7 protein-coding genes are annotated in these 13503 nt (G+C 46.2%); 5 read left to right on the plus strand and 2 right to left on the minus strand.

The genetic code is table 11. From position 1 onward, the window contains the following. The first annotated feature begins 239 nt into the window (after positions 1-239). The 3 genes from AC1VYS_RS28205 to AC1VYS_RS28215 all read left to right on the plus strand — a co-directional run bounded on the left by AC1VYS_RS28205 (position 240) and on the right by AC1VYS_RS28215 (position 6840). A complete protein-coding gene (locus AC1VYS_RS28205; protein ID WP_482912393.1) occupies positions 240-2603 on the plus strand; it encodes a 5'-nucleotidase C-terminal domain-containing protein in 2364 nt (787 codons plus the stop codon). A gap of 670 nt (positions 2604-3273) precedes the next feature. Next, positions 3274-4719 carry a DEAD/DEAH box helicase gene (locus tag AC1VYS_RS28210; protein ID WP_482912394.1) on the plus strand — a complete coding sequence of 482 codons (1446 nt, stop codon included), beginning with the start codon at positions 3274-3276 and terminating at the stop codon, positions 4717-4719. Between the two features lie 138 nt (positions 4720-4857). Then, positions 4858-6840 carry an AraC family transcriptional regulator gene (locus AC1VYS_RS28215; protein ID WP_482912395.1) on the plus strand — a complete coding sequence of 661 codons (1983 nt, stop codon included), beginning with the start codon at positions 4858-4860 and terminating at the stop codon, positions 6838-6840. A gap of 130 nt (positions 6841-6970) precedes the next feature. On the opposite strand, the gene AC1VYS_RS28220 is transcribed toward AC1VYS_RS28215, so the two are convergent. Together AC1VYS_RS28220 and AC1VYS_RS28225 are read right to left on the minus strand one after the other, a co-directional pair. Then, positions 6971-8380 (minus strand): DKNYY domain-containing protein, encoded by a 1410-nt coding sequence (locus AC1VYS_RS28220; RefSeq protein WP_482912396.1) that lies wholly within the window; start codon positions 8378-8380, stop codon positions 6971-6973. Between the two features lie 127 nt (positions 8381-8507). Then, positions 8508-9293, minus strand: coding sequence for an FRG domain-containing protein (locus AC1VYS_RS28225; RefSeq protein WP_482912397.1), 786 nt, complete (start codon positions 9291-9293; stop codon positions 8508-8510). 265 nt (positions 9294-9558) lie between these two features. Between AC1VYS_RS28225 and AC1VYS_RS28230 the strand changes: the two genes are divergently transcribed. Together AC1VYS_RS28230 and AC1VYS_RS28235 are read left to right on the plus strand one after the other, a co-directional pair. Next, positions 9559-11169 carry a family 43 glycosylhydrolase gene (locus AC1VYS_RS28230; RefSeq protein ID WP_482912398.1) on the plus strand — a complete coding sequence of 537 codons (1611 nt, stop codon included), beginning with the start codon at positions 9559-9561 and terminating at the stop codon, positions 11167-11169. 227 nt (positions 11170-11396) lie between these two features. Beyond that, positions 11397-13415, plus strand: a complete 2019-nt coding sequence (locus tag AC1VYS_RS28235; protein ID WP_482912399.1) for a CAP domain-containing protein — start codon at positions 11397-11399, stop codon at positions 13413-13415. The last annotated feature ends 88 nt before the right edge of the window (positions 13416-13503 follow it).

Raw genomic sequence — 13503 nt, forward strand, 5'->3', positions numbered from 1 at the left:
TTTGGTTTATTTTATAAAGCGCTTACAAGGACATCATAATGGATAATTTTGGTTTTATACACATATAAAACATACTATTTACTTTGAAAAGTATACTTCCTATTGCTTTATCTTTTTTCCCTTCTTTACGCAACTGTATCGAACATATATGTTACATCAGCGTTTACATTACCTTGATGTTTCTCTAGTATGGATTGATAGATATCATTACACACATTAGAACACAAGGGAGATTACACATGCGTACACATGGTTTAAAACGTTTCGCTAGTTGGTCATTATCCATTCTATTAGGCACTTCCGTGCTACTCGCGCCGCTCGCTTCGGAAGATGCTCACGCAGCTGAAGCAGATCCAGAGACTAAGATTACTTTACTTGGCACATCTGATATTCATGGTCGCTTTATGCCATGGGACTACGCACTGGATGGCCCCAACCCTGCCGGAAGCATGACACAGCTCTATACGATGGTAAAAAAAGTTCGTGCTGAGAATCCCAACACTATCCTGCTCGATGCAGGAGATATGATTCAGGACAATTCTGCCGAATTGTTCAATGATCAACCCCAGTCACCGATGATGGTGGCCATGAACGAGATGAACTATGATGCCTGGGTTATGGGCAATCATGAATTCAACTTTGGCCTGGATGTGCTGGAGAAAATCTCTTCTCAGTTCAAAGGCCAGGCGCTTGTCGGTAACATTTTCAAAGAAAACGGCGACCGTTACATGCCTGCATATACGATTATTGAGCGCGATGGTATCAAAGTAGGCGTAATTGGTATGAACACCCCGATGATCACCGAATTCGAAAAAGGAACCGATCACCTGGATGGTGTCATTGTTAAAGATCCTGTCGAGGAGACTCGCAAAGCCATTGCCGAGCTGAAAGGCAAAGTCGATGTGATGGTTGGCCTCATGCATATGGGACTGGATAATGAGAACGAAAAACCCGGAACCGGGGTAACGGATATCGCGAATGCCAACCCGGAGCTGGCTGCTATTTTTGCCGGACACATGCATCAGCTGATTGAATCACAGACGGTAAACGGCGTGCTGATCTCCGAGCCCAACAAATACGGTACACACATGTCACGTATTGACCTGACGTTTGCCAAAGAGGACGGCAAGGTTGTGTTGAAGAGCAAGGAAGCCAAGGCACTCGCTGTCAAAAAAGCAGACGGCACTTATGAAGTTTCCGATCCTTCTCTGGAAAAAACACTGCATCCGTTCCACGAGTTCGCTCGTGCCGATGCTAATATCGTGGTCGCGGAACTGAAAGGAATGAATCTGGTTCCGGCGGATGAGATCAAAGGCATCCCTGCCGTACAGATTCAGGAAACGCCACTGTCTGATTTCTTCACCGAAGTGATGCTCCATTACAGTGATGCGGATGTTGTTGCACATCAGATCGATAATGACAAAGCCAAACTCGACGTTGGCCCGATCAAGAAAAAGGATATTGCATTCAACTATCAGTACACGTTTGGTGAAGTAACTGTATATGAAGTGACCGGACGCGACCTGAAGGATTACATGGAATGGTCTGCGGGATACTTCAACTCTACTCGCCCAGGGGATGTAACCATCAGCTTTGATCCAAAGCGACGTGCTTCCAAATATAGCACCGATGATTTCTTTGGTGGTGTAACTTATGAGATTGATCTGACCAAGCCATATGGCAGCCGAATCACGAATTTGAAATACAGTAATGGAAAAGCTGTTCAGGAGGGTGATACGCTCAAGCTCGGTATGAATGCTTATCGGATGGAAGCACTCATTGCCAAAGGCGGGGCGCTTGAAGGACGCAAGTTCAAGCAACTCTGGTCCTCCAAAGATGCTTCGGCCTTTGGTGAGATTCAAGGCACGATCCGTAATCTGTCTATCGCATATCTGAAAGACGTGATGAAAGGTGTCTACGAACCGGAAATTCAGCATCATTGGAAAATCACTGGTGTAAACCTGACTGCACCGGAACGTGCAGATGTCGTGGAACTTATTAATGCCGGCGTTATGACCGTTCCGACTACGGAAGACGGCAAATATACGAACATTGCCTCCATTAACATTTTGGATGCTGTAACTTCGGACGAGATTGAAGCTCTCTCTTCCAAAGCAGAGGTAGATGCAGCACAATTCAAAGGCGTAAAAACAAAAGGCGCGTTCTATCAGCAGTTGAACAAGGCTCGCAAAGCAGTAGAAGGTAAAGGCAATGACGGGGCTTCAACACCCCCATCATCCGAGACACCGGTAACTCCTGCACCGGACAAGCCAGGCAATCCAGCACAGCCGAAGCCAACTCCTGCACCTGAAGCACCAAAGCCAGGCACTGTGAAGCCGGACATCACACAACCAGGTAAACCATCTAAGTCTACCGGAAGCAGTAAACCTTCTCCATCTGTCTCAGGCAAACAAGCGAGGGTTATAGCCACTCATCTGAATGTACGTGCGGGTGCATCCTCCAAATCTAAAGTGATTACTTCTGTGCCACAAGGCACGACGCTTGAAGTAGTTAGCACAGGCCATGCCTATGGCTGGGTCAAAGTGAAGCTGAATGGACAGATAGCATACGTTTACGGCAAATATGTGAGTATTCTAAAATAACACTGTATGTATCAAGGCGGTACACCCATGTCATGATGGGGGTATCGTCTTTTCTTAATATGAGTTCACTATAGATGAAGCTCTCTGTAGGATGATACAAATCGTTTCACGTGGAACGTTGCACATATGAAGAAGGGGAGCATCGTAGAATGCCCTCATCTCTGATTTGAAGGACTCGTTTCATCTAACGATCTCCAGAAACGCTATTTAGTCCATTTTATGCGTTTTTATTTTCTAACGATCTCAGGAGACCTTATTTGGGCAAAATGAAGTGAGATCAGACGTTTTTATCGTGTTTTCAGTAAAATAAGCTCCCTGGTGATCGTTACAATTTCAGAAAGCGCTATATGGTTCAAATAAACTCAGCTGAGATCGTTAGAATATTACGGGTGCGGGTGCGGGTGCGGGTGCGGGTGCGGGTGCGGGTGCGGGTGCGGGTTATGACCGTAACTTCTTCCCTGCATGGAGGGGGGAACGGCTATCCGTAGGAGGGTCTCTTTATTTGCCACACGTTCCACTTGTACATAGAGTATAATAAGCTAGGTATATGTTACATGTACGGTGCAATGCTTGTAAGTGAGATCAAGTAAGTAAGATCATGGACATGTTGATTGAACCAACATAACGTAAGCACACTGCATTCCAAACTAAAACGCAAAAGAGGTAAACGATGAGTAAGCAACATTTTAAAGATTATGGCCTGGGGGAAGAAATCGTCAAAGCACTTGACAGCCTGGGGTACGAGAACCCTACTGAAGTTCAGACCCGGGTTATTCCCGTCGCACTGGAGAATCAGGATCTTGTGGTGAAATCACAGACGGGCAGCGGTAAAACAGCCGCATACGGTATTCCGCTCTGCGAATTGGTGGACTGGAACGAAAATAAACCGCAGGCTCTGATTCTGACTCCAACACGAGAGCTGGCCTTGCAGGTCAATGAGGACATTACCAACATCGGGCGCTTTAAGCGTATTAAAGCAACCGCACTGTATGGACAATCCCCTTTTCATATTCAAAAAGCCGAGCTGAAACAACGGACCCATGTGGCTGTCGGCACACCAGGCCGGGTATTGGATCATATTGAACGGGGCACCCTGCCGCTGGATCGCATCGCATATCTGGTCATTGACGAAGCGGATGAGATGCTGAACATGGGCTTTATCGAGACGGTACAAGCCATCATTCAGGCATTGCCACAGGCACGGACAACGATGCTGTTCTCCGCAACGTTCCCGGAAGATGTGGCGAAGCTGTCACGGAAATATATGAATACACCTGTAGAGATTGAGATTAAGGCCAGCGGACTGACCACAGCCACCATCGAACATGCCGTGGTTCGCACTTCGGAAGTGAACAAAACCGCACTGCTACAGGACTTGTTGATTACCGAAAACCCGGATAGCTGCATTGTATTCTGCCGTACGCAAGAGAATGTCGATAAACTGTTCCGGGTCATGGCAGATCTGGACTATCCGGCTGATCGTATTCATGGCGGCATGGAGCAGGATGAGCGAATTGAAGTCATGAACGCGTTCAGACGTGGACAATTCCGTTATCTGATCGCTACTGACGTTGCTGCGCGTGGGATTGATATCACAAACATCACCCATGTTATCAACTACGATATCCCGCTTGAAAAAGAAAGCTATGTGCACCGCACAGGTCGTACGGGTCGTGCAGGTAAAACAGGCAGAGCCTTCACTTTGGTAACCCCGAAGGACGGCAGACGTCTTGCGGAGATTGAATCCTATATTGGATTTGAGATCCCGGTTATGAAAGCCCCCTCCGAGGAAGCGGTCGATCGCCGCAGAGAAGAATTCGAGAAGCGCCTCAAGATCGTGCCTGAACGCAAAAAGGACAAGCGCGAACAGTTGAACCAGCAGATCATGAAGCTGAACTTCAACGGAGGTAAGAAGAAGAAGCTTCGTGCAGTTGATTTTGTAGGTACCATTGCGAAGATTGAAGGGGTTAGCGCAGACGATATCGGAATTATTACCATTCTGGATAATGTAACGGATGTGGAAATCCTGAACGGCAAAGGGCCGCTGGTACTGGAAGTTATGCAGAATACGACGATCAAACGCATGCAGCTTAAAGTTCGTAAAGGTCATAAATAGACCGATTATAGGGTCTTATATAACGAGGGATAACGGAGATTTGCCAAGATCCGTTATCCCTTTTTTATCCCTTTACGTTGAGAATCATTATCAATATAATAAAAAGAAATGCCCACGCACGGCAGGAGGTTCGTACGAATGAAAATAACACTAGATGATCATATCCGAGTATGGAATTATTCTTCGGTCAAAGTCATGGATATTCGCCTTGCCGTGCTGGAACCCGGAGAAGGCTTACAACGATACCAGCTTCCCGCACATTCATTCTTATATGTGCTGGACGGACATGCCCAGGTACGCCTTGATCAATCCCAATATTACATGAGCAGATTCCATGTCTTACATGGAGGACGCGGCGCCTTTATAGACATTTTCGCAGAAGATCGCTTGGAATATTATCTGATTCTGTACAAAGCAGTCATGATGTTACCTGCTTCTCATCCACTGTTAAGGCAACCGGGAGTCGATTCTTCCTTTCAATATCAATATGCATTTGTCCCTGGCCACCCGACCTCTTTGCTGTCTAAGCTGGATGATATGTACACGAACTGGACGATCCCCGATATGCTCCACCAATTTCAGGCACGTACACTGTTCTATCAGTTTGTTCATGCACTTCTGTTACAGATGAAACAGCAAGGAATCGAACCTGTGGCCCCAGACTTACTTTCTCAGGTGTTACATTACATGCAGGAACATTATATGGAGCCTATCACACTTAAATCCCTGGCAGAGCTGTTCGAATGCAGTGTCAGCTACCTGACCAAACTGTTCAAGTCTCGTCTGAATGAAAGCCCCATACGGCTGTTAGCAAAAATTCGTGTACAGGAGGCTGCCAAGATACTGGCACGCAGAGGAGTCCCCCTTCAAGAAATTGCTGAACTTGTTGGTTATCCGGATGCCCATACCTTAAGCCGCAGTTTCAAAAAAATATACGGTACTACCCCTGCTCAATACCGGGCAACTGTCTCCCAGACTGGGAACCTGATACCGGATATGCCCAAGCTTCATACCCGATCTGCCCTTGTTGGGACTGAACCTCAATGCTATAGTTTCAATGATTACGATTCTCATTTACATTTAAGCGGAGGTTTATCCATGGTTAAGACAAGCAGATCATCATCCATTGCCACAGCGGCATTGCTCTTATGTTTCACCTTAATTCTCTCGGCATGCGCCGGTGGAGCAACAGCACCGAACAAAGTAGCATCAGGTACAGCAGGGAAATCGAATGTATCTCAACAAAAATCAGCCGCCACGTCCGAGACATCAACGCCAGCAACCCGGACCTATACCGATAGTAGAGGAACCATTACCATTCCCGCCCACCCTCAGCGAATTGTCGATCTGACGGGCAGTGCCATCGGGAATTTACTGGTGCTTGGTGTCAAGCCGGTAGCATCGACTAATGATGCGATGCGAAATCCTTACCATCAAGGCATGCTGGAAGGGATTATCAATCTGGAGGAAGGAAGCAACGCAGAAGCAATACTGAGTCTGGAACCCGATCTGATCATCACATATGACTATCTGGTGGACAATCAATATGAATCCTTGTCCCAAATCGCCCCTGTAGTGAGCTTGAAATATGGCGGTGCAACTCCACAAGAGCTCTTGCTTGAATTCGGAAAATTAACGGGCAAAGAGAAAGAAGCTCAGACTTGGGTAGACCATTGGAATGCCAAAATTGCCAACGTTAAACCACAGATTCAAGCCGTCGTGGGCAATCATACGGTTTCGATCCTTCAGCCCTATGCCAAAGGCATCTACGCGTGGGGAAACAAAGGTGCACGTGGGGGGGAGATTTTGTACCGGGACCTTGGACTGAAAGCCCCTACTCTAATCCAGAAGGATCTCATTGATGGGGAAGGCACAGGTGCAAGCCTGTCCTTGGAGAAACTGCCCGAATATGCAGGCGATTATATTTTCACAAGCAATTGGGGGTGGGACGACGGCAACCCTGATGTGGTGTACGAAAGCAATATTTGGAAGGGACTTCCTGCTGTGAAAAACAAACAGGTTTATTTCATCAACACAGAGGGCTCATTCTATAATGACCCGATATCTCTGGAAGCACAGCTGCAATTTATTGAAGACAGCCTCTTGAAGAAATCTCAATAAAGCTACTTCCCTGAAGACCAACAAGCTGACAGCTCAAAATCCCCTCCTTCCAACATAAGGAACAGGAGGGGTTTTTTTTGAATACCGTTTTTTTGATTTCGAATGTTCTGTTTCATTTCTATCTCTATTTTCACTTCTTCTTTTTCCGTACTACACTTCCTGCTACCGTATAAAAGAACAGCTTATCCTCCGCGCTATCTTGATCATCCGTCACCTGAAAGGTCTCCGCATCCGCCGTCTTGTATACTCCTCCGGTCACAAAACTGAATACAGCCTGATTATCCTTGCCCCAATACCTGTTTAACATGACAAAGGATGCTCCATCGATGCCTTTTACGGTACGTTTGCCATTCGCATTATACAGACTACCTCGATCCTTGGCCCAGCTCTGGGGATCAGCTTCGAACAGATGAGTAAAGCTGGCACGATCTATCTTTTTATTGACTATGCCCCACAGATATACCTGATTCGCATCTATAGCCCAACTACCGGATGGTGTGAGCACTTCAAAAGTTGCCGCATCCGCTCCCTTGATCCGTTGAAGTACATCGTCAGGATGACCGAAAGGCTGACTCGTACGCGCATACTGCGCATGATATACGTCGTTCTGATCTCTGGATAAACCCAGATGCTCCATACTGCCTAACAATTCAAATGTGGACACATCCGCTCCCTCAACACGATACCCGTTATAATAAACATGCTGCTTGTCTCGACCAAATCGGCCTCCAAGTGACTCGAAGCTCTTCGGATCTGCTTCACGGATGATACGCCACTGAACATAAACCCGATTCCGATCACGCGCAAACTGTTCGTCTAGCGGTTCAAATGAACTTCGGTCCGCACCGCGAACCAAATTGAAGGTTTCTTTAGCATCTCGCCTGCACCCACCGCCAGACTCTGTCCGATAGAATACGGAGGTAGCCGTGGCATACCAATCCCCCGTAAGCTGCACCGCATTATCCGCATGATGAGCGTAGTCAGCCTGCCACCAGCCAGATATATCTGGATAATGCTCCTGCAACCAATCTACCATCTCATGTTTATATTCATTGGCATAATGAAGACCGCTCGACAAGTGAAACAGATGATCCAGATCCGTACAGTAATCATGCTGTGCAATCGCTAGAGTTGTATCAATTTCATCAAACACATGAAAATGCTGACTGGCTTTGACGTATAGCTGGTGTTTATCCTTTGCAAAATAAGGCGTCCCTGGCAACAGCTCAAAGCTGCCTGGATCGGAGGGAGAAACCGGCTTGTCCTCCAGGTAGACATGCTGCGAATCAGAGCTGTAATCCTCGTGTACGACGCGGAATGCTTCCGTATCCTGACTGAACAAACTGGCCTTGTTTGTACGCGCATTGAACCACCATATACCCTGATGATCTTTAAGATAAGCAAATGTCAGCCAACCTTTGGAGTAGGTCGCCAAGACTTCAAAACCATCAGCGATGATACCGCCTTTGACCAACACCGCGTCTCCATCCTCTTTCTGCAAGACCACTAGAGCATTCGTACTGATCACAAAGCGATCCATAACCGTTCCTCCTTCAATCCATGGCTATATCATCAGAAATTATAAATGTGAGCCACCACTGGCATCCAGACATTGTCCTGTCATCCAGCGACTATCCGTGGGGGCAAAAAATGTAGCGATATCTCAATCACTTGTACAGCCCCAATCGGTGATGAAGCTGCTCTCGAATCTCTGTCTGATTGCTCACTTTAACGATCAGCGAAGGTGTGTACTGCTGTTGCATGATATCAAAAGAAAACTCCGGACTGGACGATGAGGAAACCGTCTGAAACAACTGATAGAAATATAGGCCATTCGGTTCGTCTGAACCTCTATATTTGTGTGGGACCTGGTAAGTCAGGTAGGGGAATTGGGCCAGATCAGGGTATGATGATCTCTTTTTATCGTTATCCGACAGCAGATCTATCCATCGCGGGTCATCGCCCATATCCTCAATCAAGTTATAACGAGATGCCTTCATTTTCCCATTCTCCAATATGAGTTCGGTCACATCGACTGTACTCTCTCTCGCAAAACCATATACGTAACCTGCCTGACTCGGCTCCTCGCTATGGTCGGTGCGGCCCAAACAGGCAAAATACAATGCGCGTAGCGGAGACGCTGTAAGTTCCAGCAGATTCGTAGGCAGACCCTCATGGTGACACCAGGCCAGCACATGCTGGCACTCCCACTCTCCCGCTTGATCTGCCATATCTCGAACATAATCGTTTACTGTATCCACATAATATTCCGGGTTATCCCGGAGCAATCGTGCTATTCCTGATCGAAGTAAGGACGAGGATAGAGTCACATATCGCCTGTTTTCTCCGCGATAATAATACCCCTCCTGACCATGAGGCATCTCTTTGATCATCGATATGTAGTCTTCAACAGAGTTTATCTCGTAGTATAACGGATTTTTCGTCGCATTCATCTCATCCAGTACCTCCAGTGCTTATATCTAATTACTAATCATTTTTTTGGAAAACTCCCTAACGGTTACATACGCCATAACCTTCCAATTGGCTTCATATCCAATCACTTATGTTGGAGTGGATCGATGCTACCGCCGCTTATCCCCCTAAGATACTGCTTTGTTCAGCTATGATTGAATTGTTCACTTGCTAAATATTGTAAATCAACTACAATAGATTTGAAAGCGCTTTAATTATTTTCCAATCTATATGGAGGTGTACGTAATGGGAAAACGTAAGACGGTCTGGCTTCTGGTTTTTACACTCGCATTAACCTTGCTTGGCCTGCATCCTCAACGGACCAGCGCGGCAAGTGTAGCAATCACCAATGGCACCGATTGGCTTGATACGGCTGGCAATCCCATTCACGCCAACAGCGGTAATATCCTGCAGGTCGGTTCAACGTATTATCTGTATGGAGAACATGCGGTGGGCGGCAAATTTGACAGTGTAAACGTCTACACCTCAACGGATTTGAAAAATTGGACTTTTAGCAATGCCATCCTGACCAAAGGCTCCGCGACAGAACTCGCCTCAAGCAAGATTGAACGTCCTAAAGTAATTTATAACACCTCCACCAAGCAGTATGTGCTCTGGGCTCACTATGAGAACGGAACAGACTACAACCTCGGCCGCGTTGCGGTAGCCACAAGCAGTACACCGAACGGCAAATTTACGTATGAAGGCAGCTTCCGTCCACTTGACTATGAATCCCGTGACATGACTGTTTTTGTGGATACGGACGGAACGGGTTATCTGGTTACTGCTTCTCGCAAAAACGGCGGTGCGAATGATACGATGGCTGTTTTTAGAATGAATTCAAGCTACACGGGGGTACAATCTTTTGTAGGATGGTTGTTCGAGAATGCATACCGTGAAGCCCCTGCTGTTGTGAAAAAAGGAAATCGCTACTACCTCTTCACCTCCCAGGCGGCTGGCTGGTATCCGAACCAAGGTGCTTACGCTACAGCTACTTCGATGACCGGACCATGGTCTGTGCTTACCCCTTATGGCAACCCGTCTGCCTTCGGCTCCCAGATTCATGATATTGCCACGATCCAGGGCAGCAGCGCCACTTCCTATATCTATATGGCGGATCGCTGGAATCCGATGAACCTTGGCGAGCATAAACACATCTGGCTGCCCCTCACGTTGAATGATGGCAATGGAACGGCCTCGCTAGAATGGCATACGACATGGAATATTGATGCGACAACAGGTCAGGTCACGTTACCCGCTCTCGTCAATCATGCCCAAGGCAAAGCAGCCTCCGCCAGCTCGACGGCCTCTGGCTCGTCCCCTTCCCTTGTCAATGACGGTAACTACCAGACCTCGTGGGTGGCTTCTTCCAATAGCTGGCCTGCGTGGTGGCAGGTCGATTTTGGAGCACCAAAGACCATTACGGAGATTAACACTTCGTGGTTTATGTATAAAGGTTCCGAGGGGTATTACAAATACAAAATCGAGATTAGCAACGATGGCGTCAATTACTCCACGCTGGATCGCACTAATAATCTGACGTACGGTTTCACCACGGATGCGGTGCATTTCACGGCCCGCTATGTGCGAATCAATATGGTCAACGCCGTATTGTGGAACAATCCGGGCAACTGGTACACCCCAACACTGCATGAAGTCAAAATGCTGGGCCCATCCTTGCCTGAAGCTACAGGCTACAGCCAGTTCACTTCACACAATGTACCGGATCGCATGATCCGTCACGCCAACTATGTTGCTCGCATTGATGCAAATGTCTCCCCGTCTCTGGAAGCCGTGAGTGCTGATGGTAACGCTACAGCGAAGGGCAATGCCACGTTTACCCGGACGAATTCCTAATCTAATCATCAGAAAGAGGCTTTCTCTGCGATTCGCATCTGGGAGAAGTCTCTTTCTGATGTACAAGAGCACATCATGTCCATGTAAGCACAAAAAATAGCATATAACAACGTTAGAAGGATTCACAGAGGAAATTGTCGAATGTATTCATATTACACAGAGGGAGGTTATATACATTGTTTACGCGAGAACAAACTCCAAAGAGGGGAATAAGCTTCATTACTCGATTGGCATCTCTATTCGCATTCGTATCTCTTTTCACCATTATGACATCCACTTTCAGTTCCATCGGTATAACACAAGCCAGTGCAGACAGCAGCACCGGTTCCGGGTATACCCAGGATCAATTGGATGCGCTTGATTTTCTCAACTCGGTTCGTGAAAAAGTGGGCGTACCTCCAGTAAAATTAAATGCAGCGATCACACGAGCCGCAAATAATCACGCTTCGTATTATAACGCTAACAAAAGTAAGCTTCCCGGATTAAAAGCACACTCCGAAATTGAAGACACGCCAGGATTTACAGGAAAAAGCGTTAAAAATCGCTTGGTTACCGCGAATTATCAACCCTCAAGTAGAGCGTTTTCCAGCGGAGAAGTTATGCACTTCCAGCAAACGAGCAGCTCACATGCGATGCAGGGCTGGCTGGATACCGCATATCACCGCGATATTATTTTAGACGCTGCTTTTGACGAAATAGGTATTGCTTTGGTTGATGGCACAGCTGTTGTTGATTTAGCCGGGTCATGGACCACATCATCAAAGAATGATGTCGTAGCTGTATATCCCTATGATCAACAAATCAATGTCCCTGTAGGATTCTATGGATTCGAAATCCCTAACCCACTGGCTCAATTTAAAGTGGATTTTTCCGGTTATATCATATCAGCTGTCGCAACAGATAAAATCACTAATCATCAGGTAGAGATCAAAGATAACCTCGGAAAGGTTGTTCCGTATTATGAGGAGTTAAAAAGTAACACCCTGTTTGTTTATCCCAAGTCTATTTTAAAAGGCAATCATACGTATACCATTTCGCTTATCTATTCTATCGGCAAAAGTTCAGAGTCAAAATCAAAAACATGGTCGTTTACTACAGGAAAAGGGCACAGTCTCACTTCCATTCGTCCGTATACCGATGAAATTACGTTAAATCAGGGTGAGCAGCAGCAAACGATATGGTACAGTCACTACGACGATAGCACTTTTGATGAGGTAACTGAAGGAATACGATACATAAGCAGTAAGGATAATGGACTTCGTATATCTGCAACAGGAATGATCACTGCCCTCAAACCTGGAGACTACACCATCAAAGCCACATTGGAAGGAAAAACAGCACGAATCAAAGTTAAGGTTTATCCGAAATGGAAAACGAAAAATTATAGCAGTACTTCCAAGACATTACCCTCTGATGCTGTCAGTCACCCTTTGCAGGAAACACTCGAATGGGGACTGAATACAGGTATTATTACCCCGGCAAGCAATGGAAAGTTGAAACCCAATGCAATGGTAAGTGAAGCAGAATTCTGGATGATGTTACTGAAAACATATCGGATTGATATTACATCCTATCAAAGCGGCAAAAAGACAGAGGTTGATGCAGCCTACCAAATAGCCAAGGATCGAAACTATCCGCTAACAGGTATAACACAAAAAGAGTACCGTAACCAGCCAATCACTCGTATTCAAATAGCAGAGATTGCAGCTGCCGCAGACGGGAAACATTGGGATGGGTATGATGCTGTCAGATATGTACTTGCCAAAGATTACGTCCGGGGCGTAACGGAATTGTCTTATACCGGTTATGAAGGCTCCCGCAACGTTACCAAGGCAGAAGCACTTGTTATTCTAAAGCACTTGCAAGATTCACTCAACAGCTTGAAAGGTAGTCCTTTAAAGCCTACAGACAAATCTACTCTTCCTGAAATGCCTAATAAAGAAGTATATATCAAACCTTCCACATATAAAGATCAAACATTCTTTGCTCAATATAAGAATGATGGACGTTTGATTCTGGAAGGTAAATTCCTGAGTCTTAAAGGGCAGAGCGTTGTTATTAAAGTACAAGAAGGTCCTGTATCGATTCATATCGAAGATGTCACTGTACAGTTTGACGAAGCTGGCAATTTCCATACAGAAGTTGGACCATATACACAGCAGCGTTTGAATCTGTATTTACCTGATAAAGCGAAATCTTCCTTACGTTTTTTAAGTGTTGAAAAAGGAAAAATGAATCAGTCCTGATCACAGCTACACATCCATGCTACAACATTTCCATAGGCTCACACGACCTGTATCAGGTGAAGTGTGAGCCTGATTTGTTAGATGGTTT

This window comes from Paenibacillus sp. G34 (genome assembly GCF_056856875.1).

Excerpts from the sequence above, each read along its gene's own strand:
- AC1VYS_RS28205 (WP_482912393.1), top strand. The coding sequence starts at position 240 with ATGCGTACACATGGTTTAAAACGTTTCGCTAGTTGGTCATTATCCATT.
- AC1VYS_RS28210 (WP_482912394.1), top strand. The coding sequence starts at position 3,274 with ATGAGTAAGCAACATTTTAAAGATTATGGCCTGGGGGAAGAAATCGTC.
- AC1VYS_RS28215 (WP_482912395.1), top strand. The coding sequence starts at position 4,858 with ATGAAAATAACACTAGATGATCATATCCGAGTATGGAATTATTCTTCG.
- AC1VYS_RS28220 (WP_482912396.1), bottom strand. The coding sequence starts at position 8,380 with ATGGATCGCTTTGTGATCAGTACGAATGCTCTAGTGGTCTTGCAGAAA.
- AC1VYS_RS28225 (WP_482912397.1), bottom strand. The coding sequence starts at position 9,293 with ATGAATGCGACGAAAAATCCGTTATACTACGAGATAAACTCTGTTGAA.
- AC1VYS_RS28230 (WP_482912398.1), top strand. The coding sequence starts at position 9,559 with ATGGGAAAACGTAAGACGGTCTGGCTTCTGGTTTTTACACTCGCATTA.